This is a genomic window from Muriicola soli (genome assembly GCF_004139715.1).
Taxonomy (GTDB): domain Bacteria; phylum Bacteroidota; class Bacteroidia; order Flavobacteriales; family Flavobacteriaceae; genus Muriicola; species Muriicola soli.
Genome location: NZ_CP035544.1, coordinates 2920578 through 2945757, shown reverse-complemented (window position 1 = coordinate 2945757; position 25180 = coordinate 2920578). Strand labels below are relative to the sequence as shown.

At 40.3% G+C, this 25180-nt stretch carries 26 protein-coding genes and 1 pseudogene; 5 read left to right on the top strand and 22 right to left on the bottom strand.

Features of this window, described 5'->3' with window-relative positions:
- Positions 1-43 precede the first annotated feature (43 nt).
- From EQY75_RS13370 to EQY75_RS13310, 13 genes are all read right to left on the bottom strand, one after another.
- A complete protein-coding gene (locus EQY75_RS13370) occupies positions 44-559 on the bottom strand; it encodes a hypothetical protein (protein WP_129606663.1) in 516 nt (171 codons plus the stop codon).
- Between the two features lie 119 nt (positions 560-678).
- Positions 679-1539, bottom strand: a complete 861-nt coding sequence (gene atpG, locus EQY75_RS13365; protein WP_129606662.1) for an ATP synthase F1 subunit gamma — start codon at positions 1537-1539, stop codon at positions 679-681.
- A gap of 19 nt (positions 1540-1558) precedes the next feature.
- The gene (gene atpA, locus EQY75_RS13360) at positions 1559-3139 is read right to left on the bottom strand and encodes a F0F1 ATP synthase subunit alpha (protein ID WP_129606660.1); all 1581 of its coding nucleotides are present in this window, start codon (positions 3137-3139) and stop codon (positions 1559-1561) included.
- A 60-nt stretch (positions 3140-3199) separates the two neighbouring features.
- Positions 3200-3739 carry an ATP synthase F1 subunit delta gene (gene atpH / locus EQY75_RS13355; RefSeq protein WP_129606658.1) on the bottom strand — a complete coding sequence of 180 codons (540 nt, stop codon included), beginning with the start codon at positions 3737-3739 and terminating at the stop codon, positions 3200-3202.
- Between the two features lie 4 nt (positions 3740-3743).
- Positions 3744-4244, bottom strand: coding sequence for a F0F1 ATP synthase subunit B (locus tag EQY75_RS13350; protein ID WP_129606656.1), 501 nt, complete (start codon positions 4242-4244; stop codon positions 3744-3746).
- A gap of 81 nt (positions 4245-4325) precedes the next feature.
- Positions 4326-4517 carry an ATP synthase F0 subunit C gene (atpE, locus tag EQY75_RS13345; RefSeq protein ID WP_129606654.1) on the bottom strand — a complete coding sequence of 64 codons (192 nt, stop codon included), beginning with the start codon at positions 4515-4517 and terminating at the stop codon, positions 4326-4328.
- Between the two features lie 59 nt (positions 4518-4576).
- Entirely contained in the window at positions 4577-5707 is a 1131-nt protein-coding gene (gene atpB / locus EQY75_RS13340; protein WP_129606652.1) for a F0F1 ATP synthase subunit A, read from the bottom strand.
- Positions 5708-5826: 119 nt separating this feature from the next.
- On the bottom strand, positions 5827-6219 hold the full coding sequence (locus EQY75_RS13335; protein WP_129606650.1) for a DUF6168 family protein: 393 nt from the start codon (positions 6217-6219) through the stop codon (positions 5827-5829).
- Positions 6219-6449: an AtpZ/AtpI family protein gene (locus EQY75_RS13330; protein WP_129606648.1), complete on the bottom strand. Its 231-nt coding sequence runs from the start codon at positions 6447-6449 to the stop codon at positions 6219-6221. Before EQY75_RS13330 ends, EQY75_RS13335 begins: the two co-directional genes overlap by 1 nt.
- Entirely contained in the window at positions 6427-6903 is a 477-nt protein-coding gene (locus tag EQY75_RS13325) for a bactofilin family protein (RefSeq protein WP_129606646.1), read from the bottom strand. The genes EQY75_RS13330 and EQY75_RS13325 overlap by 23 nt, the downstream gene beginning before the upstream one ends.
- A 4-nt stretch (positions 6904-6907) precedes the next feature.
- Positions 6908-9460, bottom strand: a complete 2553-nt coding sequence (gene porW / locus EQY75_RS13320; protein WP_129606644.1) for a type IX secretion system periplasmic lipoprotein PorW/SprE — start codon at positions 9458-9460, stop codon at positions 6908-6910.
- Positions 9461-9589: 129 nt separating this feature from the next.
- Entirely contained in the window at positions 9590-10285 is a 696-nt protein-coding gene (locus tag EQY75_RS13315; RefSeq protein ID WP_129606642.1) for an ABC transporter ATP-binding protein, read from the bottom strand.
- Between the two features lie 15 nt (positions 10286-10300).
- On the bottom strand, positions 10301-11782 hold the full coding sequence (locus tag EQY75_RS13310; RefSeq protein WP_129606640.1) for a DUF5687 family protein: 1482 nt from the start codon (positions 11780-11782) through the stop codon (positions 10301-10303).
- Between the two features lie 126 nt (positions 11783-11908).
- Between EQY75_RS13310 and EQY75_RS13305 the strand changes: the two genes are divergently transcribed.
- Positions 11909-12952, top strand: coding sequence for a ferredoxin--NADP reductase (locus EQY75_RS13305; protein WP_129606638.1), 1044 nt, complete (start codon positions 11909-11911; stop codon positions 12950-12952).
- 13 nt (positions 12953-12965) lie between these two features.
- On the opposite strand, the gene EQY75_RS13300 is transcribed toward EQY75_RS13305, so the two are convergent.
- Positions 12966-13751, bottom strand: a complete 786-nt coding sequence (locus EQY75_RS13300) for a patatin-like phospholipase family protein (protein WP_129606636.1) — start codon at positions 13749-13751, stop codon at positions 12966-12968.
- A gap of 447 nt (positions 13752-14198) precedes the next feature.
- On the opposite strand from EQY75_RS13300, the gene EQY75_RS13295 reads away from it, so the two are divergent.
- The 3 genes from EQY75_RS13295 to EQY75_RS13285 all read left to right on the top strand — a co-directional run bounded on the left by EQY75_RS13295 (position 14199) and on the right by EQY75_RS13285 (position 16499).
- The gene (locus EQY75_RS13295) at positions 14199-14534 is read left to right on the top strand and encodes an arsenosugar biosynthesis-associated peroxidase-like protein (RefSeq protein WP_129606634.1); all 336 of its coding nucleotides are present in this window, start codon (positions 14199-14201) and stop codon (positions 14532-14534) included.
- A gap of 49 nt (positions 14535-14583) precedes the next feature.
- Positions 14584-15639, top strand: coding sequence for an arsenosugar biosynthesis radical SAM (seleno)protein ArsS (gene arsS, locus EQY75_RS13290; RefSeq protein WP_129606632.1), 1056 nt, complete (start codon positions 14584-14586; stop codon positions 15637-15639).
- Positions 15640-15884: 245 nt separating this feature from the next.
- On the top strand, positions 15885-16499 hold the full coding sequence (locus EQY75_RS13285) for a TetR/AcrR family transcriptional regulator (RefSeq protein WP_129606630.1): 615 nt from the start codon (positions 15885-15887) through the stop codon (positions 16497-16499).
- 3 nt (positions 16500-16502) lie between these two features.
- On the opposite strand, the gene EQY75_RS13280 is transcribed toward EQY75_RS13285, so the two are convergent.
- From EQY75_RS13280 to EQY75_RS13270, 3 genes are read right to left on the bottom strand one after another with little or no spacing between them, the layout of a single operon-like run.
- On the bottom strand, positions 16503-17501 hold the full coding sequence (locus tag EQY75_RS13280) for a glycosyltransferase family 9 protein (protein WP_129607115.1): 999 nt from the start codon (positions 17499-17501) through the stop codon (positions 16503-16505).
- Positions 17502-17529: 28 nt separating this feature from the next.
- The gene (locus EQY75_RS13275) at positions 17530-18138 is read right to left on the bottom strand and encodes a DUF4254 domain-containing protein (protein WP_129606628.1); all 609 of its coding nucleotides are present in this window, start codon (positions 18136-18138) and stop codon (positions 17530-17532) included.
- Between the two features lie 29 nt (positions 18139-18167).
- The gene (locus EQY75_RS13270) at positions 18168-19106 is read right to left on the bottom strand and encodes an LTA synthase family protein (protein ID WP_129606626.1); all 939 of its coding nucleotides are present in this window, start codon (positions 19104-19106) and stop codon (positions 18168-18170) included.
- A gap of 40 nt (positions 19107-19146) precedes the next feature.
- Between EQY75_RS13270 and EQY75_RS13265 the strand changes: the two genes are divergently transcribed.
- Positions 19147-19368: a DUF6341 family protein gene (locus EQY75_RS13265; protein ID WP_129606624.1), complete on the top strand. Its 222-nt coding sequence runs from the start codon at positions 19147-19149 to the stop codon at positions 19366-19368.
- On the opposite strand, the gene purD is transcribed toward EQY75_RS13265, so the two are convergent.
- The 5 genes and pseudogenes from purD to EQY75_RS13240 form a co-directional block, all read right to left on the bottom strand.
- Complete coding sequence (purD, locus tag EQY75_RS13260) at positions 19363-20634, bottom strand: phosphoribosylamine--glycine ligase (RefSeq protein WP_129606622.1); 1272 nt, start codon at positions 20632-20634, stop codon at positions 19363-19365. The genes EQY75_RS13265 and purD overlap by 6 nt on opposite strands.
- Positions 20635-20725: 91 nt before the next feature.
- Positions 20726-21711, bottom strand: a pseudogene (locus EQY75_RS13255) (UDP-glucuronic acid decarboxylase family protein).
- Positions 21712-21725: 14 nt separating this feature from the next.
- Positions 21726-23039, bottom strand: a complete 1314-nt coding sequence (locus tag EQY75_RS13250) for a UDP-glucose dehydrogenase family protein (RefSeq protein WP_129606620.1) — start codon at positions 23037-23039, stop codon at positions 21726-21728.
- Between the two features lie 128 nt (positions 23040-23167).
- Positions 23168-24532: a sugar transferase gene (locus EQY75_RS13245; RefSeq protein ID WP_129606619.1), complete on the bottom strand. Its 1365-nt coding sequence runs from the start codon at positions 24530-24532 to the stop codon at positions 23168-23170.
- A gap of 85 nt (positions 24533-24617) precedes the next feature.
- Positions 24618-25178, bottom strand: coding sequence for a glycosyltransferase (locus tag EQY75_RS13240; RefSeq protein WP_129606617.1), 561 nt, complete (start codon positions 25176-25178; stop codon positions 24618-24620).
- Positions 25179-25180 lie beyond the last annotated feature (2 nt).

Genomic DNA, 25180 nt, shown 5'->3' with positions numbered 1-25180 from the left:
TAGGTAAGGCTTAAAATTAGGTATTTAAAGCCTGCCAACAAAGTTAGTTTTTGGGACGGGAGGGATATTGAACAGGTATTTTCTCTTTGATACCGGTAATTTTGTAGTAGTTCAACTTCTTTTTCCCAATCTCTGAAAATCCAATAACAGCTTCGTCTGCATTTAATTCAAAGGGGAACTCTTCTTTCTCTCCTAACATGGCAGGAGGCTGATTTCCTACCTCTTCTCGAGGATCTGCATGCATCACAAGGCCTTTCCCTCCATCAGGTTTGATATTTTCGTATAGGCACACTAATACCGATTCTCCATCAATTGTCGATAATTCGGGTTGCATTGCATGGCCTCTGAAATACACTTGTTGAAAATCAATAGAAGTCAACTCGCCCTTTAAGGGAATCTTAAGAGTAAAACCTGTGCCTCCTTCTTCCCGTCCGGCAGCATACTCTTGACAGTTTGCTCCTTCTACAGTAAATGGAGCTTCTGAAGTAAGTTTCTTCTGGGACGAACATCCAAACAAACCAAATAATATGATAACTATATAGAAGGGAATTTTTTTCATGATTTATCCTTTTACTGAATTTATATTCAATAGTGGTGCCAAAAGTACTTATTCTTAAGTACTGAAAAAAAGAAAACCCCAACATCGGTTGGGGTTTTACATGGTATAATGGTATTTATTTAATTATTCAACGCTTCCGCACCTCCTACGATTTCAAGGATTTCGTTAGTGATTGCCGCTTGTCGAGCCTTGTTGTATGTCAATTTCAACTGATCTCTCAGTTCTGAAGCATTATCTGTCGCCTTGTGCATTGCCGTCATTCGGGCGCCGTGTTCACTGGCAAAAGAATCCCTCACTGCTTTGTACAACTGGGTTTTTAGTGATTTTGGAATGAGTTCCATCACGATTTGTTCCTTTTCAGGCTCAAAAATGTAATCCACCGAGTTTTTTGACTCCGACTTTTCCGCCACGATTGGGAGAAATTGCTCTGTCATTAAAATCTGAGTGGCTGCATTCTTAAACTTGTTGTAAACCAATACAATCTTATCGTACGACCCATCGAGGTAGTAATCCATTAATTCCTCAGCAATTTGAGCCACATTGTCAAAAGAAAGGTCGTCATAGACCTTGCTGTGATCTGCTATCACTTTGTTCTTCTTCTTCAGTAGATCGGTTCCCTTTTTTCCAACGGTCACAAAATGAACTTCCTGATCTTTGAAGGTATTCGACATTAGTGAAATACTCTCCTTGACAATATTGGAATTAAAGGCCCCACATAAGCCGCGATTTGAAGTGATAGCAACAAGAAGTACTTTATTTACCGGACGCTCTTCTGCATATGCGCTTCCCGTATCAGCATCCAGGCTGCCACTTAGGTTTTGCAATAACTCAGTTAATTTATTGGCATACGGACGCATGGCGGTGATCGCATCCTGTGCTTTTTTCAACTTAGCAGCAGATACCATTTTCATGGCACTGGTGATCTGCATGGTTGAAGAAACCGAAGCTATTCTATTCCGTATTTCCTTTAGGTTTGCCATTTTTTATCTTCTGCTGAGTTTAGCTTTTATATTTCTTGACCAAATCTTTGCAAACAGCTGATAATGTATCCGTAATTTCATCAGTAAGTTTACCAGCTTTTAAGGCGTCAAGTGTATCTCTGTGCTTGGCATTTAAGAATTCCAGATAATCCTGTTCAAAATCTTTTACCTTTTCAACCGGCACATCCCTTAAGAGGTTTTTGGATCCGGCGAATATGATCGCTACCTGATCCTCAACCGTAAAGGGGTCGTTCTGGGCCTGTTTCAGGATCTCAACATTCCTTCGACCTTTTTCAATTACATTGAGCGTTGCGGCATCAAGATCGGAGCCGAATTTCGCAAACGCTTCCAGTTCGCGGAACTGAGCCTGGTCTAACTTCAGGGTTCCCGCTACCTTTTTCATCGACTTAATCTGAGCTGATCCCCCTACCCGTGATACGGATATCCCAACGTTAATTGCGGGTCTGACACCTTGGTTAAATAAATCCTGCTCAAGGAATATCTGTCCGTCTGTAATAGAGATCACATTGGTTGGAATATATGCGGATACGTCACCAGCCTGAGTCTCAATTATAGGTAATGCTGTAAGAGACCCTCCTCCCTTAACCATTGGCTTAAGGGGTTCAGGCAAATCGTTCATGTTCTTTGCAATAGCATCATCATCGATAACCTTTGCTGCTCTTTCTAACAACCTTGAATGGAGGTAGAAAACATCTCCGGGATACGCTTCCCGTCCCGGTGGACGTCTAAGCAATAATGAAACCTCCCGGTATGCAACGGCCTGTTTAGACAAGTCATCGTAAATAATTAAAGCAGGACGACCACTATCCCTGAAGAATTCACCGATTGCTGCACCTGCGAAAGGGGCATAAACCTGCATAGGTGCAGGATCTGAAGCATTGGCGGCTACAATAGTAGTATAAGCTAAAGCTCCTTTATCTTCAAGAGTCTTTGCAATGTTTGCAACTGTTGAGGCTTTCTGTCCAATGGCCACATAGATACAATATACAGGATTGCCGGCATCAAAGAATTCTTTTTGGTTGATGATGGTGTCGATACAAACTGTGGTTTTCCCAGTCTGACGGTCTCCAATCACCAATTCACGTTGCCCCCGACCTACTGGAATCATAGCGTCAATCGCTTTAATTCCTGTCTGAAGTGGCTCGTTTACAGGTTGACGGAAGATAACCCCGGGAGCTTTTCTCTCCAGTGGCATTTCATAAGTCTTCCCTGAGATCGGACCCTTACCATCGATAGGGTTACCGAGAGTATCTACTACCCTTCCTACGATACCCTCTCCTACATTGATAGAGGCAATTCGCTGAGTTCTCTTTACTGTTGTTCCTTCTTTAATTTCTCTTGAAGGTCCGAGTAATACTACCCCAACGTTATCTTCTTCAAGGTTGAGAACGATACCTTCCAGTCCACCCTCAAACTCTACCAACTCTCCGTATTGTGCATTGGAAAGTCCGTAAACACGGGCAATACCATCTCCTACCTGAAGAACGGTTCCAATTTCATCCAAGCTTGCTTTAGCTTCGAAGCCAGATAATTGTTTTTTTAAGATCGCCGATACTTCTGCGGCTTTAACTCCTGCCATATGATTTAAAATATTGAACGAAGCAAGGGGTTAACACTTCCCTGTCTTCGCAATTAAAATTTATATGCTTTTTGTAAATTCTCTTTTAATGGAATTTAATTTATTAGAGATACTCGCATCGTATTGCAAATCCCCTACTCTAAGGATAAATCCGCCAACGATGCTTTTATCAACCTTATTCTTCAGCACAACTTTGTTGCCTGTAAGTTTAGATACTTCTTTCAGAACCCTCTTCTCCAATTCTCCCGAAAGCGGAACTGCAGTAGTCACAAAAGCTACACCCTGTCCTTTAAGGTTTTCATTGAGGATAATATATTTGATGGCTACCTCATTGAGGAGGCCGATTCTTTTGTTTTGAAGCAGCAAATCGATCAGACCTTCGGTGATAACATCAGTGCCCTTAAAGACAGACAGCAGAGCTTTTTTCTTCATCTCTCCCTTTAAAACGGGACTCGCCAGCATCTCTCTTAACTCCTTACTTGTGCCGATAGTTTCAGTAATAGCCCTCATATCCTTTTCCAGGATATCGGTCTTTTTCTGCTCAATCGCAAAGTCCAGAATTGCCTTGGCATAACGCGCTGCCGCTCTTGCTTCGTTCATGGGATTAATTCAATTTAATATCGCCCAACATATTGTCGACCAATTTCAACTGTTTGTCTTTATTGGTCAATTCTTCCTTGAGCACTTTCTCAGCGATCTGCACAGAAAGTTCAGCAACCTGATTCTTAATTTCTGCCACAGCGGCCTTTTTTTCACTTTCAATTGTCGCCTTAGCCTGGGCAATCATCTTGTCACCTTCGGTTTTGGCCTGGTCCTTTGCATCAGAAACCATTTTTTCCTTGATCTCTCTTGCCTCTTTCAACATGGCTTCACGTTCACCACGTGCTTCTTGCAGTAACTTTTCGCTATCGGCCGTGACGTTCTGCATCTCCTTTTTAGCATCCTCAGCAGCAGCTAAAGCATTCTTTATTCCTTCTTCTCTGTCATTTATTGCATTGAGAATAGGCTTCCATGCGAATCTGTAAAGCAACCCGAGCAGCAAAACGAAAAGCAATGTCTGCCATACAAACAAGCCGAACGAAAAGTCATTTAACAATTTTTCCATACTAATCTTCTTTAAACCTGAAATTTTAAACTAAGGAGGGCCATGACCAACCGTCATGGCCTTCTCCTTTAGTAGCTCTGTTTAAACGGCAAAAAGGGCCGCAAAACCAATACCTTCAATAAGCGCCGCTACAATAAGCATCGCTGTTTGAATCTTTCCGTAGGCCTCTGGCTGACGGGCAATAGCTTCCATAGCAGAACCACCGATTCTCCCGATGCCAATACCAACGCCAATTACTACCAAACCTGCACCTACCATTACTGGAATTTCCATACTCTATCTAGTTTAAAATTAAAATTCAATTTTTCAATTCCCTGAAAGGGAAACCTCACTTATAAATGTGCCAATTCTGTTTCTTCTTCGTGATGATCGTGCTCCTCCGAGGCGAAGCCAAAATAAAGAGACGATAACATCGTAAAGATATAAGCCTGTAAAAGGGCTACCAGCACTTCAATCAAGGTAATCGCAAATGCCAATAAAAATGACAGTGGACTACCAATCCAACTTTTAAATATGAACATCAACCCGATCAAACTCATCAAAACTATGTGTCCGGCTTGCATGTTTGCATACAAACGAATCAAGAGTGCAAAGGGTTTTATAATAAGACCCAACAATTCGATGGGCACTAATATGATATAAATCGGAATTTTTCCATACCACGGCATGGCATCTCCCAAGGGATCCACTAAATGCTTCCAATAGTCTTTTGTTCCGGTAAAATTAGTAATCAGGAAAGTCAATAAGGCTAACCCAAAAGTGATGGCGATATTACCTGTTACATTTATCCCAAGAGGGGTAAGCCCAAACATGTTCAAAAACCAAATAAAGAAGAAAATGGTCAATAGAAAAGGCATATATTTTTTATACCTCTTCTCTCCTATAGTGGGTCTTGCAATATCATCCCTGATATAAATCACAATCGGCTCAAAAAACCTGCCTGCTCCGGTAGGTACTCCGTTGTTTTTCGCGTATGACCGTGCTAAACTGGAAAATAGCCAAAGCATTAGCAAACCTGTTATTACCATCATCATCACATTCTTGGTGATGGAAAAATCGATAGGTTTCGGGTTTGTAATGTGTCCTTCCTCATCATGAGAAAGATTTCCTTCAGCATCAGTCTTATATATTTTCCCGTGTTCAAGAGCGTAGTAATCCCCTCCTGCCTCAGCGATAGTCTCTCCGTGATGGAATGCTGTGGATGAAAAGACCTTTAACCCGTTATCCCATAGAATTACAGGTAACGGTATCCCAACGTAAACATGCTCTCCGTTATCTTTGGTATAGGAAAAAATGGAAAAATCGTGTGAATCTTTAAGGTGATGATCTATGTATTCCTTAATCTCGGTTTTAATATCTTTTTTTGATCCGTCAGAAGCTTCTTCTTTTGCTGAAGCAATTGCATTATGACCAAGGAAAAAAATACTAAATAATAAAAGTTTTACAGTAAAAAGTCTTCTCATATCACCTTTGAATGCGGGTCTCTAAAAATCGGTGCAAATGTAAGCTATTCTCCCAAAAAGAAAAAAGCATTTAGAAGTTTATTTTACTGCCTATTGATGAGTGCTTTGAAGGCATTCCCTTAGGTTTCTTTTTGAAGGATTTTGGCGGTGTAAACCGTTTCCAATATCAAACACAATAAGTAGGGAATAAAGAATGCTGCAAATTCAGATTTAGTCAGCAAATCATCGGATCGATATTCGGGATAAAAAACGACAAAGAAGACAAGGAATTTCAACAGGCTTCCCCCCATGTATAAAAACCCGATCTGATTCTTAAACTTCTTTCTTAAGCTGAACAATATCAGAAAGATAACAGCCGCCAGAATAAGATTCAACAGATAGGACAGCAGCAACATATCTGACCATTTTTCGATAGAAAAGTACTGTTGAAATTGCAAATGCAGCCATAGAGCAAGTGCAAGTGTGGAAGTAAGAACTAAAAGAAAAGAAATTAACAGCTTCTGCGATTTCATCAATACTTAATTCTTTTCAATTGCAGGAGTACAACATAGATGGCAATTGCCACCCCAAAAATTGTTGCGATAGCTGTAAAAACTCTTTTTTCTGTTTGATAGTGTTCATCAAGCCAGATTCCACCCTGAGCTGCCAAATAGATAATCATCCCCATTTCTATTCCGATTCCGGATAGAATAGCGATATTTTTAAGCGGACTCTTTCCCTTAGGAGGCTTTTGCTGGTTCATTTTTGTTTTGGACCGCAGTCGATTTGTAAGCTGAGGAGGAGGAGGAGGAGTCTGTGCTGGCCGACTGATTTCCTGCGGAAGTGCTTACTGCGCCTTTTCCTTTCATGGTACATGAGGCATTAAAGGTTGCCCCGGGTTCTACTGCTAATTTTGAAACTGCCACATTTCCCTCTATAAAGGCAGATGATTTTAATGTGAGAAGTTCAGAAACCAGTAATTCACCATTAAAATTGCCTTCTATATCAGCATTTAGGCATTCCACTTTACCGTGGATATAGCCATCCTTGCCAATGACAACTTTACCGGAGGTCTTGAGGTTTCCATTTAGCTTACCATCGATTCTGAAATCAGCTTCGGAAACGATATCGCCCTTAATTTTAGTGTGCTTTTCAATTCTGTTGGGTTGTCCTCCTAATTCAGTCATAGCTTTGGGTTTTTTGTTATCTGAAAACATGGATCTAGGGTTTTGGGGTTAAATTGAGTCTTCGGTAATCTTTTAAATTCTTGTGAACTTGTATCGTCTTATAGTTATCAGATAAAATTACAAAATTCTCATTACGGATTCGGTAATCTTTGTTGTTTTTTAGTAGCTCAGTAAATCCCAAAGCAAAATCTCTCGACTTGAATCCATGAACCACAACGAATTCATCTTCAAGATTATAAATGTCTTTAGATACAATGTTGGAATACCTCAAATCGTCTATGGTTAACCGTAGGCGTTTCAACAGTCTTACCGCAGCCTCATCATTGCTTCTTTTAAAAGGAAAGACCACTTTCCAGTTCCCCTTCGGCTCAACATTTTCCGAAGAAAAACCGTTAGGTTCCAATTTAGGCAATTGTTCCGCTACCATCTGCTGTGCTTTCTTCCCTTCAGGCTGATTGGGATAATTCAGCGCTACGTAGTTGAGGGCTTCCTTAAATTCTTTAAAGCCCTGCAATCTTCCTATTGCTGTAGCTTTCAGCATTTCCAATTTTGGTACAATGGGATCGCCGGTAAATCGGTTAATCGTTTCTTCCGCCCCTGTGATCACTCTGAGGAATTCCTGTTCTTCAAAAAGGGAATAAAGCCTTGAATACTGAGCTTCAGGACCATCTTCTGAGGCTTCTAAAACTGCTCTTGGGTTAAGAAGGATTTCGGCATATCGCGAACTGGAATGATTCTTAATGATGTTCTCCTTCATATCTATCGCCAGGGGACTGCCAACTTGCTCGTAAATTTTAAACAAGTTGTATTTTGAAGGTAATATCAGTCGTTCTTCGGGCTCTGATTTTAATACATTTTCGAGTTTTCCGGCTGCCAGAAGGTTTTCTTTAAACTTTTCCTTATATATAAGCCCTAACTGGTAATTTGCAAAATTGCGTTCCCTGGACAAACTGTCGATCACCGTCTCGCTTTTAGGAACTTTTTCCAGGTAATACTCAAGGGAATACTTTTGATCTTCGGTTAGTTCTTCTGAGGCCTCGTTTAAGGCGGTCATGTCGGTTTCATCTGCGTCGAGGGCTCGTGTACTTGCCTTACTGCTCCACCGCCAGTTATCTTCTATAGTCCTGTTTCCCCATCTTCTTTTAAATTCAGTTTTACCATATCCCAGACTGGTGATATTGTAGAAATAGAATTTCCCCTTATTCTCCTTTCCTCCTTTTGAATTTTCAAAGGCGGCAAATCCGACACTGAGCTTTTCCTCTTCCTTGGCAATTTCTGCTTCAGCCTTAGCTTTTAGCTGATCGATATAGGCCTGAAAATAAGCCTCCCTTTCGGCTAGTGGCATCTTGTAAATGGAGATCACACTATCAGCGTATTGAACCGTATTTTCGTAGGTGATCACATCTTCCAGATTATCCAGCTTCTTTCGAATAGCCCTGTATTTTTTGCTGTTCTCAGGTAAATTAGGAAGGACACTGTCATAGTAAGCCCCTGCGATCTTGTATTTGTTTTTATCAAAGTGATACTCCGCGAGATCTTCGTAGTTAAGGGCCAGTAATTGAGGAGTATTGTTGGCAGCCGCGAGGGATTTTTTGTAATAAGCCAAAGAAAGGCTATCCTGCTCCAGGGTATTGTGATATACTGCTATTTCTCTAAAGATCTTATCCAGAAATGGCCGGTTTTCCCTGTTTATCTCAAGCCAGGTGAGGTATTCGAGCAGTTCTTCTTTATTATTTTCATCTACTTCGATATTCCTTATTTTCTGTAAATGCGCATTTACCCAGTACACTCGAGGTGTACTGCGTCCCAGATCAATAATTTTATCGAATGCAATGTTTGCACTGTCCCTGAATCCGAGCTGATTATACAACTGCCCTATGATAAAATAATACCGCCCTTCTTCTGCTTTCTTTCCGGTGTAGGCCGAAGCGATTTTAAGTTGCTGTATGGCTGTATCGGGAGCGTTTAAGTTTATATACGCCTGGGCCATCATGGCTCGGGCATCTGCGTATTCCTGATCTTTGAGGCGTTCAAATTTGAGCAGCCTCTTCAGGTTTTTAATCGCGAGTTCCTCATTTTCGAGGCGAATATTGGTCTTTTCACGCCAGATAGTAGCCTCATTTAACTTATTGCTCTCGGTGTATTTTTGCAATACGTAATTAAATGCTTCAATGGCAGGGACATATCGCTGATCAAAGTAGCGTGCCTTCCCTAAAAGCAGGAAAGCCTCATCGGTCTGAGGATTGCGTTCCTGATTCCCGATCTCCATACTGTGCTTTTGTATCGCCTTGGTGGCTTTGTCCTCGGCTCTTTCAAAATTTGGATTGTTATCTTCCGAATCGAGTTTTATTTCATCTTTAACCTCAAGGCGTTCCACCGGTAAAACTTCCCAGTAATTGTCCCGATAAGATTCATTTAATTGCTCCCGCCCTTCTTCAAAGGCAAGATTGCCATTGTACAGTACATTGTATTTGGTGTTCAGAGCATGCCAGTTGCGGTTGACAAAAGCGTCTTTTTTGGTTGAGCAGGAGCTCACCAGAAGGATAGCGGAAAGCCAGAGGATATGAATTCTATTTCGAAGCTTCAAATTTCGTGATGTTCGTACCCTATGTAAACTGTAAAAGCGCCCGTTTATTATGTATCTACTCGATAAAATGCACACATAATTTCCCCGAATTCAAATCCGGGGATAAAGACGTGTGAGAACTCCGTATAATTAGCCGGCGAAAAAGGTTTCCAATTCCTTAAGTGTCTGAGGTGAGGTTTGAATATCTTTGACGATCTCGCCTTTGTTCAAGACTACAATTCGCTCGCATACCTCGGTGACATGAATTAGATCGTGACTAGACACCAGTACAGTCACTTCTCTGTTTTCGGCGAGCTCTCTTATGATCTGTTTTAATCTGATTTGTGTGGTGGGGTCCAGGTTCGCAAAAGGTTCATCGAGGATAACCACTTCGGGGTCTCCGATAAAAGAAGCTACTATTCCCACCTTTTTCTGATTCCCTTTGGAGAGATCTCTTAGATACTTCTTCTGCCCCAGGATCTCCCCGTGGAAAAAATTCTCAAAATTTCCGACCAGGCTGTCTACGTCTGCCTTGTTGCGGCCTCTTAACTCTCCGATAAAATAAAAATACTCTTCCGGGGTCAGGTAGCCGATAAGAAATGTTTCATCGATAAATGCCGAGGTAAACGGTTTCCATGCTTCGCTGATATCAACCTGCACCTCATTATTTATGATCTTTCCGGTGGTAGGCTGAATTAGGTCAAGAAGAAGGCTGAATAAAGTGGTTTTACCGGCCCCGTTGTTTCCAACCAGTCCAAAACTCTGACCTTTAGGAATTTCAAGGGATGGGATGTTTAAAACCGTTTGTGTCCCATATGTTTTAGTAATGTCTTGAACTGTAATCATTCTGAACTATGAATTTTAAGATGTTTGTTTATATGCTAAAAGCGTTTTGTACTTCTCCTTTTTGTAGATCTTCTCGATCAACTTAAAAACCTGGTTCTTGAACACAAAGCCAAGCACTCCAGATAAGGCAACAGCCAGATATCCGGCAACAGGATTGATCAGGTAATAACCCAAAGCAAAAAAGACTAGCGGGAGCAGCAATTTAGGTATTGTGAGTAACATTGTTTTTACATTGAATGCCTGCTTGTCTCCAAAGGCTTTCTTGTTTGATGTAAGATCGATGGGGGTTTTGATATAGGCCCCGCCCCATAAAACCAGGTATGAGTTTACGCCAATGTTATAAATTGCACCAACGACGATTGCCAGGTAAGCCTGCCAGCCAAAATAGAGGTAGAACGATGCCAGAAGCGTACTAAGGATGGTGGCAATCACAATTAAATACCATTTAGAATCAAGATACTCCCTGTATTGAATATTCTGGCTCATCATCAAGGGGTAGTAAGAACTGTCCCAACTAGGTACAAATTGTCCAAAGCTGAAGAGGAATCCTCCCGAAATAAAAATTCCGGCAAAAATACCCCATACCGGCCCTTCATACACTTCAAGACTTCCGGTAAAAAATAGCAGGCCGTAAAAAATAAAAAGGACGCCCATGATCACGGAAGTCTTTGATCGCTTATTTCGTTTAATCAGTTTAATGTCGTTCTTCAAAAAGGTCCCCAGGTTTCCGAAACGATTAAGCCATGTAAAGTCTTCCGTTTTTGCTTCCGTATGCTTTGAAGCCAGGCCGCCATCGAGGTACATGTGCTTTCTGAAATAAACAAAGGATGCCACCGTTAGGCCTAAAAGAAGTAAACACGGAATCAAGCTATAAAGCGGGGCATAAGGCAAATCAAAGAAGGCGTTGAAAACAGGTGCCGTATAGAGTGTGATGTCAAACCATCCGTTGTATTGACAAATTCCGAGGACAGCCAGGATGGCTACCATGGGATAGAATACACGGTCCTGGTTATTCATCATGATATTCAGGAAGTTATTGCAAAAGAATAAAGCCATGATGGCCACATGCCAGCAAATTACCGCAAATGGATCGTAGTCTTGTGTGATCAGAACTACAGAAAAAGGAATAAAGAAAAAGGCATGCATCCAGTTAAAGAAGGAAAAAACCGTCTTCCCGAGCGAGTATTTTACAACCTGACTCTTTTTAAACGGCATGTACAGTAGTGGTTTGATGTTCAGGATCGGCATTTTTTGAAAAACATACCGAACGTAGAGATCCCCCACCAAATAGTAGATCATGAATTGATTCACCACACGCAATGGATCACCGAGACCTTGTTTTTTAATGATAAAAAAGGATCCGAATCCCAAAGCGAGGAAAACCAGGATAAAATAAATAGCTCCAAAAATCATCAGGATCTTGAAAGCGAGATTGGTTTTAAACGAAGCGGCGCGGAAAAAGGACTTCCACTGAAGGGTAAAAAAGTGTTTTAACATAAGGGTTGGTCAATTCAATTTTCTGGATTAGTCCGCCAAATATAGTATTTGTTACAAAAGTGAGATATTTATTGAAATGTATTTATTTTACTCTCCCATTCCTTAGTTTTGCAAAAAAATTGCAAGATGAGTACGTTTTATTCCCTTAAAGTATCAGCTGTAAGGTCTTTAACCCCAAGTTCAGTTGCTATTTCCCTTCAAGTACCTGGCGATCTCAAAGATAAGTTTCGATTTGATGCCGGGCAACATCTCACCTTAAAACAAGAAATTGATGGCAAGGAAGTTCGACGTGCTTATTCTATATCGAGTGCCCCTTCAGAATCAGAATTGACCGTAGGAATAAAAAGAGTGGAAGGTGGTACTTTTTCTACCTGGGCAAATGATAGCCTCAAGGAGAGTGACTCCATAGAGGTGATGCCTCCGAAAGGTCACTTTGTATTTACATCTACTGAAAAAGGTCAAAATATTTGCGCCTTTGCTGCCGGAAGCGGTATAACCCCAATAATGAGTATTATTGAAAGCGCTCTGGACAGCAATCCAGATAATACTTTTGTGCTCGTTTATGGGAATCAGTCCCCGGAAGAGACTATGTATCGGGAGAAAATAGAGGAACTCTCAAAAAAGCACAAAGATAGATTCGCAGTGAATTTTATCTATAGTAGATCTAGGGAAGAAGATGCGCTGCAGGGGAGAATTGACGGATCGATTGTCAACCTGATCGTTAAAAACAAGTTTGCGGATCGCAATTTCAATCACTTTTATATCTGTGGCCCTGAAGGGATGATTAACAACGTCAAAGAAACTTTAGAAAAAAATGAAGTTGCTGATGACAAGATCCACTTCGAATTGTTTACGACTTCCCAGGAAGAAGATCTTTCTGATTTAGAGGGAGAAACAAAGATGGAAGTAACCCTTGATGACGAAGTATTCTCCTTTGTCATGGACAAAAAGAAAATTGTCCTCGATGCGGTCTTAAACGAAGATATTGATGCTCCTTACTCTTGTCAGGGTGGGGTTTGCAGCACGTGCATTGCCAGAGTTACAGAGGGAAAAGCTGAAATGGTAAAAAACCAAATCCTTACCGATAGCGAAATTGAAGAAGGGTTTATACTTACCTGCCAGTCGCATCCTTTAACCCCAACTCTGAAGATCGATTACGATGACGTATAGCCTTTTAAAGGATTCAGGCTCTCTGAAGAAGGTCTTCCAGCACTCTTGAAGCGTGGTCATACCCTATTTGGTAAGCCTTTTCAATGCCTTTTTTATCCAGAACGCCAATTTGTTCTACTTCTGAAGGCTCAAAAACCAGATCACAATTCCTGATCTTCTGTCTATTAATGGCGTAAACCATTAGACTGGTAGTCCGCGAAGCCAGCTGAAAAGAGGAAGTGATCTCTTTTTTATTGACCTCCCTAATTACTGACACATTACTCCCAATAACAATCTCTGCCTGGCCCTGCAATGGTTCTGTCGGGAAATTATTCATAATTCCGCCATCTGCATAAAGGGAGTTTTTCATTTCAACCGGACTAAAAACAGGAGGCAGGGCTGCAGATGCCAGAAGTGGCATAATGAGTTCTCCCTGAGAAAAAATCTCTTCTTGTCCTTTCAGTAAATTGGTAGTCACGACATATAGTTTTTTGTTCAGGGACTCAAAGCTCTCAAATGGGATATAGGTTTTAAAAATGTCGTAATACCTTTCTGTATCTACTAACCCTGGCTTATTTATGGTAAGGAAGTTATATTTAAAAAGAGGAGTCTCTTTAAAAAAAGCCAGCATGTCCTCAATATCCCTGTTCCCGGCGTACAAAGCCCCAATTAAGGCACCTGCACTACTTCCGGCAATAACTTTAGCTTCTATTTGGTGTTCTTTCAGGGCCTTAAGCGCCCCAATATGAGCCATCCCCCGTACCCCGCCTCCCGATAAAACGAGTCCGATACTCTTGTTTTGTAGATCAGTGAAATTCATATCCAAAAAACTAGTTAAAATTAAGCATATATGCAGCTTGCTTTAATAATCTTACCATAATAATACAAACTACCTGGTCTGTTCTATATAAAGTCCTCCTCCTAAAATCCTAAAAACAAACTATTTATCCGTAAAATTTGTAGATCAGCCGACAAAGGATGTCTTCACAGACATAAGACCAACAAAAGCAACCGACCGCAAGGTCGGTTTACATCAAAATCATTACTCAGCTCCAAGAGTGCCATGAATTACCGGAATTTGAATTAAAATTAAGGCTATACCTCATCGACTTCCTTGTAAGTTTGATGAATTCTGTCGACAAAGAAAACCGGAGATCATATTAGAACTTTGAAATTGATTAGAAATTAGGAGTAATCAGAAAAAAAGAAGCTCAGGATGTATTCCCTCTCATAATAGTTACTTTTGATATTCAAAAAATTTTATAAAATGGCAAATTCCTATTATGACCCATCAGATTTAAGAAAATTTGGAAACATCACAGAGTGGAGTGAGGAGTTGGGCACCAAATTCTTTGATTATTACAACAAAGTGTTTGAAGAAGGTGCTCTATCTGCCAGGGAAAAGTCCCTGATTGCACTGGCCGTGTCCCATGTGGTGAAATGCCCTTATTGCATAGACGCCTACACCAAAGACGGTTTGCAAAGAGGAATAACAAAAGAGGAAATGATGGAGGCGGTGCATGCGGGCGCTGCGATTGAAAGTGGAGCTACGTTGGTACACGGAGTTCAAATGATGAATAAATACAACAAATTAAGCATGTAAGTAAAGATTCCTAGAATCTTACTTTCGAACATCTATCGAAAACTTTAGAATGGCAACAAAATCGCTAAAAGCAAGGCATTTAGAATTAGCTGACCATAACAGGCAACTAGAGATACTCAACGGGGGACTATTTGAAGAAGGAGAACTACCTTATTTTAAAGATAAGATTGCAGAGATTGGTGAGTTTCCTTTAAAGCCGAGGAATCTTGAGATCCTTCAGATCAATGTAGGGTATATGTGCAACCAGGTTTGCGAACATTGTCATGTAGATGCCGGGCCTGACAGGAAGGAAATCATGACCAGGGAAACTATGGAATTATGCCTGGAGGTGATACGAAATACCGGAGCACATACTCTCGACCTAACCGGCGGAGCACCGGAAATGAATCCTGATTTTCGCTGGTTTGTGGAAGAAGCTTCCAAGGCTGGTATCAAGGACTTTATAGTTCGCTCCAATCTGACCATAATTCGGGCAAACAAAAAGTATCACGATCTCCCTCAATTTTTTAAAAAACACAATATCCATGTGGTCTCTTCAATGCCCCATTACACCAAGGGTAAAACAGACAAACAGCGGGGAGATGGTGTTTTTGATAAGTCGATAAAAGCGCTTCAGGAATTAAATGCAGTTGGATATGGCATGCCGGATAGTCCACTTCGACTCGATCTCGTTTACAATCCTTCGGGGGCCTTTCTTCCTTCAGACCAGGCAGCAATGGAACGGGATTTTAAAAAAGCACTTAAGGAAGATTTTGACATTAGTTTTCACAACCTTTTTGCGATTACAAATTTACCTATCTCCAGGTTTCTGGATTATTTAATCGCTTCGGAAAACTATGACGATTATATGATTTCACTTGTAGATGCTTACAACCCTTCAGCTGTACAAAACGTAATGTGCACTAACACAATTTCAGTAAGTTGGGATGGGTGGTTATATGATTGTGATTTTAACCAGATGCTCGATTTAAAAGTGGCCAGCAAAGTCCAGCACATTCGAGAATACAATGAAGATATCCTACAGAATCGCAATATTATTATTTCTCAGCACTGTTACGGGTGTACGGCCGGTGCAGGTAGTAGTTGTCAGGGGGTTGTAACCTAGAACGCCTTCATTCTTTAAGTTATTTTCTTTATTTATACCTCAATTTTACCCCTATTTTGCCTTTCATCGAGAAAAAAAACCGACCAAGTGGTCGGTTGATATAGGTCAGAATTGTGTATTTCATCCGAATTTTAACTTCTTATCGATTATTTAGGAGGGTTCACCCTGCTGTATTAAGTAAAAAAAGGGTTCGAGGGTTCTTTGTTATAGACCTCATGGTCTTTTTAACTTAAAACCCAAATCTGATGGATAAGAATATAAAACGCATGGCAACCATGCAGAGGATGCAGACTAAAGGCCTTGAATTATTTTACAAAAAAGGATACTACAATACCAGTATAGATGATATCCTGAAGGAGCTCGACTTGTCAAAAGGTGCTTTTTACTACCATTTTCAATCCAAGGAAGATTTCTTTATCAGTATTGTCCAAAATATGGTTGTGAGAAAGGTTTACAATCTGATGATAGAACCTATTGAAGGCAAAGCGGATCCCCTTTCATCCATAGATCGCTGTTTTGAAAATGCTCTGGCAACGGCAGAACACAATGAACTTGATTACGGTTTTGTACTGGGGAATTTTATAACAGAATTTAATGGCCGAAATGATGAGATCTCAAAATATCTGAAGGACATCTATAAGGTATGGGAAGTAAACCTCGTAACTACACTCCAAAAAGGAAAGACAGACGGTTATATTGCACGCCATGTAGACAGTGAGGGTGTCGCTTCATTCCTGATCGCCTCATATATAGGTATTAGAGTACTAATGGTTGAAGGAAACAGCAAAATGCTTGGATACCATTATATGCAGCAAATAAAACAATACTTAAAATCTATAGCAGAAACACAATTGGTGTAAAGACTATTCTTTAAGTACCGCTTCTATTTTGGAGTATACCATTTGAGGATCTATGGATTCCATTACCTTTTCGTAACCCTTTGGGTATTTATTTCCGTAAACTGAGGTTGGAATCATGGGGTACTTACCCCTGTCTGCCACGATACTATTCCTCATAGGCTGCCCAAAAGGGGCAAAGCCAACGCAGGGATGTGTGATGCCCCAAATGGTAACGGTTGGAATACCGTACATAGCGGACAGGTGGCCGTTGCCACTATCCATTGATACCATCAATTTTAAATGAGAGATAAGACAGATTTCATCTGAAAAGCTCAATTTCCCTATTGCTTCAAAACAATTGGTATATTTTTCTGCCATGTATCTCAAGCTCATAGCTTCTTCCTTTCCTCCCCCGAATAATATTATTTTATACTTATCAGTATTATTTAATTTCTCCAGGACTTTTTCCATTAGATTTATTGGGTACATCTTACCCGTGAATGCCGCAAAAGGAGCGATGCCAATTAGTTTTTTGTTTTTTGAATTAAGAAAAGAATTCACAGCTTTTGTCGGATCACAAGTTTTCAGAACATCTTCTCGGTTAAGTGTTATTGTATATCCCAGAGCCCTGAAAACGTCTGCATATCTTTCATGTGTAGACTTCAATGGGCTTAATTCCTTATTACGCCAGGAGGTTATGATTCGTTTCTCCCTTCGACCCTTATTTATCTGAATAAAAGGAACTCGCTTTCCTGTAAAAAAGAGTTTTAACAGCTTGGTTCGCAATACGTTGTGGAGGTCGGCCACACCCCTAAGCCGAAGTTTCTTCAATTCCGCGGCTAGGCGGTATATTCCCAACAGCCCTTTGTGTTTGTTTTTCAGGTCTGCTATGAATACGTATGTGTTAGGGACTTTTTCAAATATTGGAGCAAAAAATGGTCTTGTAAGAACCAGTAATTTTAAATTGGGATTTTCCCTGATCAGCGCGAGAAGTACAGGGACGGTCATTGCCACGTCCCCCATGGCCGATAGACGTATTACCAACAAATACTCATCCTTGTTTTTGTCCACGTAAAACAGGGTTTAACTCCTCGTCGTTGTACATTTTCATTTGTTTGTACACCTTCATATATTTTTTACCGCTTTCAATATCGGCAAGTAGTTGGTCTATAGCTGTTGAGAGGTCTTTTTTCTGCTCCTGAAGTGTTCTCAATTTATTTGTACAGGTATTTAGGTGCTCTTCCGAAGCATCGGTTCTCTCCGTTTCTTCCTTCATGTGATAAATTTTGAGGGCGAGAATGGATAGGCGGTCTATTGCCCATGCAGGAGACTCCGTATTTATCGTGGCGGTCTCCTTGATATCGACCTCAGCGTATTTTTGCAGAAAATAGCTATCAATGTATTCTACCAAATCCGTTCTTTCCTGATTACTGGCATCGATTTTACGTTTGAGTTCGAGGGCCTTTACGGGTTCAATGTCCGGATCGCGGATTAAATCTTCAAAGTGCCATTGAACCGTATCTATCCAATTTTTTCTGAATAACAGATGTTCAATTTCCCCTATAGGGTATGGGTTGATAAGGGGTTGGTCTACCTTGTCCAGGACGTGGTATTTCTCAATACTTTGTTCGAAAATCTTAAAGGCTTCTTCGCTGAACATAAGTGATAAAGTTTTTGCAAAGGTATCTTTTATTTAAATAGAATATCAAGTACAAAAATCAAAATTGACAAGAGCATTGCTCCGCTTAGGCTGAGTTCTCTTATGTTTTTCCTTTTGATCATTTCCGTGTATTTCCCCAGGAATACTGCAGCTGGGAAGAAAGTGATAAGTATGGGAAATTTCCCATCCGTTAAACTCAATATTACAACCAGAAAACTGAGCGTAAGATAGATAGATATCACACGTAAATTGATGATCCGCCCTAATCCAAGTTTGCCGGATTTGAGAAATACTGCCAGTCCCGTAATAGTGATCAAAACAATAAACAAGATAAGTTTCGAACTCAAGGTCCAGTTTTGAAGCATCTCTTTCCAGTCTCCAATATTAAAACTGTAGTGTTCCAGAAAAAAACCCTCTTTCCCCGCCAGAATTAAAATGGCGTTCCAGATCAAGACAAAAGAAGTGATCCCTACCAGCGGTACCAGCCAATTTTTTAAACTCTTGGGCTCATAAATGTATATGGCGATAAAAACCAGAATAAGAAATAGCAAGGACCAGCTATAAAATATACTGGCGGCCATAACCCACAAACTGGCATCCAGGATCTTAAGTTTCATGTATTTTAAGGAGCGTAGGCTAATGAGCCTCCTGGAAGCAAGTATGAGAAAAAAGTTACAGCCTATGGCATCCGGATCCAGGACTGATGAAGGGAAAATGAGAACAAGTAAAACAAAGTAAAGGGCTGTATAGGCATTCGTGTTGGTGATTTGATTTCTGTTCACAACGAAATCCAGGACCAAAACAGAGAATAAAAGGATGATTAATACAAATGCTTGGGTAAGAAAATCAATAGGCTCTTTTAGGATATCAGTATAGTAAAAAGATGAGAACCAATAAATCAGGGACAGCAATCCAAGGAGTAAAACGTAATTAATTGGTTTTGTTTTGCCAAAAATGCCTGAAATCATCCCCGGATTTTATATTTTTGTCCTCGTAAATATAACCAAGATGAGCTCATTTTTTTACGGCATAGAAGATTTATTCGTGAACTATTTATTTTGGCCCTATGATGCCCTCCGCTATATGGAAAATTGGTGGACGTCAAATACCATCAATTGGCTTTTTATGATCATTGGTACAGTTGCGATGGTTTACTGGCTTTTGCAATTGAAGAAATTCAATGACAATCAGGAAGAGGATAAATCTATCACATCTCATTCTTACCTATAGATCAAAGCCCAGATCTTTACGGTAGTACATTCCTTCAAAATCGATTTTTTGAACATTTTTGTAAGATGTTGCAAGAGCTGATTTGAAGTCTTTCCCAAACGAGGTTATTGCCAGTACACGTCCTCCGTTTGTAACGACCTTCCCATTTGATAAGCTTGTGCCAGCGTGAAAAATAATTGAGTCTTCAATATTTTGAAGGCCATGAATCTCTTCTCCTTTGGTATAGGCGCCGGGATAACCTCCTGAGACCGTCATAACAGTCACTGCAGTGCGCTTGTCAATTTGGAGGTCAATGGCATCCAATTTCCCGCTTCCTACAGCCTCAAAGACCTCAAGCAGGTCGTTTTTGATTCTCGGAAGAATGACCTCAGTTTCGGGATCACCCAGACGCACGTTGTATTCTATGACGAAAGGATCTTCCCCCACTTTAATAAGTCCGATAAAAATAAAACCTTTATACCGTATTTTGTCTTTATAGAGGCCTTTGATCGTCGGTATAATGATCCTTTCTTTTACCTTTTCCATAAACGAATCTTCGGCAAAAGGCACTGGGGAAATTGCTCCCATCCCTCCGGTGTTAAGGCCGGTATCGCCCTCTCCTATCCTTTTGTAATCCTTTGCGGTTGGCAAAATCTTGTAGTTCTCTCCATCGGTAAGAACAAAACAGCTCAATTCAAGTCCGGAAAGGAATTCTTCGATCACCACAGTGGTGCTTGCTTCCCCAAATTTTGAATCCAACAGCATACGGGATAATTCGGCTCTTGCCTCATCCAAATCATTTAGAATAACAACGCCCTTACCGGCTGCAAGACCATCGGCTTTCAAAACATAAGGCGGCTTCAGGGTCCCAAGAAAATTAAACCCCTCCTGAAGCATTTCCGCAGTAAAACTTTGGTAAGAAGCTGTAGGGATCTTGTGCCGCATCATAAACTCTTTCGCAAATTCCTTACTGCCTTCAAGAGTTGCAGCCTTCTTCTCGGGCCCTATAACCGGAATGTGTTTCAGATCATCATCTGAGCGGAAAAAGTCGTGTATCCCATTGACCAGAGGATCTTCAGGCCCCACAACAACTAAATCAATTTTATGAGAAGAAACAGCAGTTTTAACAGCCGTAAAATCGTTGATGTTTATGGGAAGGTTTGTAGCTATTTGGGAGGTGCCGGCATTACCCGGGGCTACAAATAATTGAGAAAGTTTAGGGCTTTGTTTTAATTTCCAGGCCAGAGTGTGTTCTCTGCCTCCGGAGCCCAGTATTAGAATATTCATTTCATCTGGTTTTGTGCTATTTTATGATGTTGTAGGGATTTTTGTGTCTAAAATAGCAGGGTAAATAATTAGCTTATTCGCAAACCTGGTGTTATTTCCTGTTGTGGCTGCTAAAATCCCTGTGTTCGGTTTTTTGCAAGTCCGCTTTTGAAAGCGATTTAAAAAACTCGTATGTTTTTCGCATCCCTTCCTGCCTTGTAACCTTAGGTTCCCATCCGAAAATCTCCTTGGCTTTTGAAATATCGGGTTGCCTCTGCATAGGGTCATCCTTAGGCAGTTCTTTATACACAATTTTTTGATTTGTACCGGTCAATTTTATGATCTCTTCGGCAAACTCTTTGATCGTAATTTCATTCGGATTTCCAATATTTACGGGTAAGTGATAATCACTCATCAATAAACGGTAGATCCCTTCGATTTCATCGTCGACATAGCAAAAAGAACGCGTTTGTGAACCATCTCCAAAAACGGTAAGATCCTCCCCCTGAGCGCCTGCCCCATAAAAGCTGGAATAACCCGGCCGTCGTTTAGTCGCATTCGCGGTCCATAAGTATTGAAAATTCGAACTATCCTGGTATCGAGGCCGTGAAACCTGTGATAGGCCATAGTAATAGATTCCTGAAAACGCTTTGCCTCATCATATACTCCCCGGGGACCTATAGTATTGACATTCCCGTAGTACTCTTCAGTTTGAGGATGTACCAGAGGATCTCCGTATACTTCGGAAGTTGAGGCTATCATAATCCGGGCATTCTTTTCTTTTGCCAGACCAAGCAGATTATGTGTCCCCAAGGCACCTACTTTTAAGGTCTGAATAGGAATCTTTAAATAATCGATCGGGCTTGCAGGTGATGCGAAGTGGAGAATATAATCAAGCTTGCCGGCAACATGAACAAATTTTGTTACATCGTGGTGATAAAACTCAAAATTCTTGAGTTTAAATAAATGTTCGATATTTCTAAGGTCTCCTGTTATGAGATTGTCCATTGCAATAACATAAAACCCCTCTTTTATAAAACGGTCGCACAAATGAGACCCCAAAAACCCTGCACCTCCTGTGATTAATACTCTTTTCACAATTCTTTGAATATTTACATTATTACATCTTCCCGTCCAATTGAATAATAGGAAAATCCTTCAGATCTCATTTCAGTTATATCGTATAAATTTCTGCCATCGAATATCACCTTTTGATCCATGTGCTCTTTAACCTTGTTAAAGTTTGGATTTCGGAATACTCCCCATTCTGTACAAATGACCAGCGCATTTGCCCCTTCCAAAGCTTCGTACATGCTTTTGGCAAATGAAATTGAATCGCCCAGTCTAGATTTGACATTGTCCATAGCTTCCGGATCAAAAGCCGCAACACTTGCCCCCGCTTTTAGTAATTCCTCGATGATATAGAGAGAGGGGGCTTCTCTGATATCGTCAGTTTCCGGTTTAAACGCAAGGCCCCAGATCGCTACTTTCTTATTTCTTAAGTCCTTTCCAAGATGACTGAAGATTTTTGGGACTAAAATTGTTTTTTGACTGTGATTTACCTGAATGACCGACTCTAATATTTTAAAATCATATTGGGCATCTTTTCCTGATTTGTGGAGCGCCTTTACGTCTTTAGGAAAACAAGATCCCCCATATCCAATCCCCGGGAAAAGAAATCGCTTACCAATTCTGGAATCTGTTCCCATGCCTATTCTCACCTTATCAACATCAGCACCTACTTTTTCACAGAAGTTGGCAATTTCGTTCATAAAAGTAATTTTAGTTGCCAGAAAGGAATTAGCTGCGTATTTCGTGAGTTCTGCCGATCTTTCATCCATGATAATAACCGGGTTTCCAGACCTGACAAAGGGCTTGTAGAGTTTTTGCATCAGGTTTATCGCCCTTTCAGAACTAGCGCCTACTACAATTCGTTCCGGCTTTAAAAAATCATCGACGGCAAATCCTTCCCTGAGGAATTCAGGATTAGAAACTACATCAAACTCACATTTAGCATTTTTAGCTATAGATTCCCGTACCTTGTCTGAGGTCCCAACCGGAACCGTACTTTTATCTACGATAACTTTATACTCAGAAATTAATTTTCCAATATCTTCAGCAACTCCCAAAACGTATTTCAGATCAGCCGAGCCATCTTCATCTTCAGGGGTGGGTAAGGCAAGAAATATTATGTCTCCATGATTGAGTCCTTCTTTTAAGGAAGTGGTGAAAGAGAGCCTTCCTGCATTTATGTTACGTTCAAAAATAACATCTAAGTGGGGTTCGTAAATAGGCACCTCACCCCCCTGCATTCTTTTAACTTTACTTTCATCAATATCAACACAGACAACTTCATTGCCGGTTTCTGCCAGACAGGTTCCGGTAACCAAACCTACGTAGCCAGTTCCTATAACAGCTATTTTCATATATCGGAATTCAATTTATCAAGTTCGGAAAAATGAACCTTTCTGGGCACAAAAGTAGGAAGAATAAATTCTTTCCTGTTGTAATATTCGTCATGATTGAAGATCCAATTGTACAGTACAATTTCCATTTATACCCCTCGAGAAAAAATGACCGTGGTAAAGGTTTTGAAAATGATTCGCAAATCCAACATTATTGATCTGTTCTTTATATAATACAGATCGTATTCCAATTTTCTGGTGGAGTCCTCGAGATTTTCACCATATTTATATTTCACTTGGGCCCATCCGGTAATTCCGGGTTTGATCAGATGCCTTATGTTATAATAGGGGATCATTCTTACCAGTTCCCTGACAAAGACCTTCCTTTCCGGTCTAGGTCCTATGAACCTCATATCTCCCTTTATCACAGAAATGATCTGTGGAAGTTCATCAATTCTAAATAGGCGTAAAATTTTACCAAAAGGTGTGATTCTGCTGTCATTCTTTGTCGCCATCTTAGCTCCGAGTTTCTCTGCATCAACTACCATGGATCTGAATTTATAGATCTTAAATTCCTTACCGTGTTGTCCTACGCGTTTTTGTGTATAGAATAAAGGCCCTCTGTTAAAAAAGAAATTGAACACAAATACAAATGGAATGCATAGAACAAAAATGATCCCAACAAAAAGAGACAGGCCAAAATTGATGGTAAAACTAAATAGTGACTGGAGATATCGGATTTTCTTATTCCGAAGTTGCAGTATTTCGTAAAAGCTGTCATTATGCGAATTAATAGGCAATGCTTCATACGTATTCTCGTAAAATGAAGTATATGAAATTACTTCCTTACCTTCCATAATTGACTTCAGTACAACCTTTTGCAAATAGGACGGAATATTGTCATAACTCTGTGTGTTGATAATCCAGGTATCTACTTTCTGCATGGCTGCTGCAAAGCTTTTTCGATCCGAAAGGGCAGTTTGATCAATATGGTAGGTGAGTTTAACTTTATAAAAAGTATTGGTCTCGTAACCATTTATTTTTTCAATGATCTCTTTTAAGTTTAGATCATAGGAATCATAGAGCAGTAATACATTTTTTGTAAAAGGAATAATTTTGAAAAGGTTACTGTAGAGCAACCTCCAGAGTGCTACTTGAATGGGTGTAAGTAATAGAAAGGAAAGAAGAGGGATTCTCCAGAAGCTAATATCGTACAAAATGATACAAATCAGCAATAGAATAAAAATGAAAATCAAAGAAATATAAATTCCCTGTGAGATCGCTGCCCTTCTTCGAACCAATTTCTCCAGATTGTAGAAATCCAGTATATAAGCAAGGAATAGAAACAGAAGTAATCCTATTACGCTGATTTGAATCTTTACCCAAACAAAAGAGTATTTTTCGTCAATCGCATGATTCACCAAAAGATTTAAAGATGCGATGATCATTATTAAATCCCCGATGAGCAGAATAAATTTCCGCTCAATAGAATTTAGTACCGAGGGTTTGGACATTCCTTTCCTTATTTGGAGCTCTGAGAGCTGGTTTTGCCACAAATCCGAAGACGGGCAACATTTAACAGACTTGCTGTATTTTAATTCACTTTTTCTTTATTACCTCTTGTAAATACAGGAGTATCTTTTGACAATTAACTTCCCTAGTGTAGTTTCCACGCAGTAGGTCAATATTATCAGAAGCCAATAAAGATCTCTGTTTTAGACTTTTATCTAATTCTCTTATCCCGAACGAAATTACTTCCGAATCACAGGAACTCAAAACCAGGTTAGCCTTATTCTTTTCTAATATATCTTTCCCCTCTCCTGTTATGGCCGCAAGGATTGGTTTCCCAAAAATCAAATAGTCAAAAAGCTTTGAAGGTATAGTCTTATCTAAAGCTTCGGAGCTAATTAGCCCTAAATATAATACATCTACCTTACTCAGGTGAATAGAAAGAACTTCTTTAGGCAGCGCTCCGTGAAAATGGACCCATTCCTCTAAACCAAGCTTCTCTGCCTGACTTTTTAGCTCAACTTCCAAGGCACCGGTTCCATAAATATCCAGATGCCATTGATGTGAAAGATTTGATTTCTTCACTTTGCTAAAGGCCTCAATTAGTACTTCCATTCCCTGTACCAGGCCTAAATTGCCGGCATACGCCATTC

Coding starts and splice junctions, on each gene's coding strand:
- EQY75_RS13370 (WP_129606663.1), bottom strand. CDS start 559: ATGAAAAAAATTCCCTTCTATATAGTTATCATATTATTTGGTTTGTTT.
- atpG (WP_129606662.1), bottom strand. CDS start 1,539: ATGGCAAACCTAAAGGAAATACGGAATAGAATAGCTTCGGTTTCTTCA.
- atpA (WP_129606660.1), bottom strand. CDS start 3,139: ATGGCAGGAGTTAAAGCCGCAGAAGTATCGGCGATCTTAAAAAAACAA.
- atpH (WP_129606658.1), bottom strand. CDS start 3,739: ATGAACGAAGCAAGAGCGGCAGCGCGTTATGCCAAGGCAATTCTGGAC.
- EQY75_RS13350 (WP_129606656.1), bottom strand. CDS start 4,244: ATGGAAAAATTGTTAAATGACTTTTCGTTCGGCTTGTTTGTATGGCAG.
- atpE (WP_129606654.1), bottom strand. CDS start 4,517: ATGGAAATTCCAGTAATGGTAGGTGCAGGTTTGGTAGTAATTGGCGTT.
- atpB (WP_129606652.1), bottom strand. CDS start 5,707: ATGAGAAGACTTTTTACTGTAAAACTTTTATTATTTAGTATTTTTTTC.
- EQY75_RS13335 (WP_129606650.1), bottom strand. CDS start 6,219: ATGAAATCGCAGAAGCTGTTAATTTCTTTTCTTTTAGTTCTTACTTCC.
- EQY75_RS13330 (WP_129606648.1), bottom strand. CDS start 6,449: ATGAACCAGCAAAAGCCTCCTAAGGGAAAGAGTCCGCTTAAAAATATC.
- EQY75_RS13325 (WP_129606646.1), bottom strand. CDS start 6,903: ATGTTTTCAGATAACAAAAAACCCAAAGCTATGACTGAATTAGGAGGA.
- EQY75_RS13315 (WP_129606642.1), bottom strand. CDS start 10,285: ATGATTACAGTTCAAGACATTACTAAAACATATGGGACACAAACGGTT.
- EQY75_RS13310 (WP_129606640.1), bottom strand. CDS start 11,782: ATGTTAAAACACTTTTTTACCCTTCAGTGGAAGTCCTTTTTCCGCGCC.
- EQY75_RS13305 (WP_129606638.1), top strand. CDS start 11,909: ATGAGTACGTTTTATTCCCTTAAAGTATCAGCTGTAAGGTCTTTAACC.
- EQY75_RS13300 (WP_129606636.1), bottom strand. CDS start 13,751: ATGAATTTCACTGATCTACAAAACAAGAGTATCGGACTCGTTTTATCG.
- EQY75_RS13295 (WP_129606634.1), top strand. CDS start 14,199: ATGGCAAATTCCTATTATGACCCATCAGATTTAAGAAAATTTGGAAAC.
- arsS (WP_129606632.1), top strand. CDS start 14,584: ATGGCAACAAAATCGCTAAAAGCAAGGCATTTAGAATTAGCTGACCAT.
- EQY75_RS13285 (WP_129606630.1), top strand. CDS start 15,885: ATGGATAAGAATATAAAACGCATGGCAACCATGCAGAGGATGCAGACT.
- EQY75_RS13280 (WP_129607115.1), bottom strand. CDS start 17,501: ATGGGGGACGTGGCAATGACCGTCCCTGTACTTCTCGCGCTGATCAGG.
- EQY75_RS13275 (WP_129606628.1), bottom strand. CDS start 18,138: ATGTTCAGCGAAGAAGCCTTTAAGATTTTCGAACAAAGTATTGAGAAA.
- EQY75_RS13270 (WP_129606626.1), bottom strand. CDS start 19,106: ATGATTTCAGGCATTTTTGGCAAAACAAAACCAATTAATTACGTTTTA.
- EQY75_RS13265 (WP_129606624.1), top strand. CDS start 19,147: ATGAGCTCATTTTTTTACGGCATAGAAGATTTATTCGTGAACTATTTA.
- purD (WP_129606622.1), bottom strand. CDS start 20,634: ATGAATATTCTAATACTGGGCTCCGGAGGCAGAGAACACACTCTGGCC.
- EQY75_RS13250 (WP_129606620.1), bottom strand. CDS start 23,039: ATGAAAATAGCTGTTATAGGAACTGGCTACGTAGGTTTGGTTACCGGA.
- EQY75_RS13245 (WP_129606619.1), bottom strand. CDS start 24,532: ATGTCCAAACCCTCGGTACTAAATTCTATTGAGCGGAAATTTATTCTG.
- EQY75_RS13240 (WP_129606617.1), bottom strand. CDS start 25,178: ATGGCGTATGCCGGCAATTTAGGCCTGGTACAGGGAATGGAAGTACTA.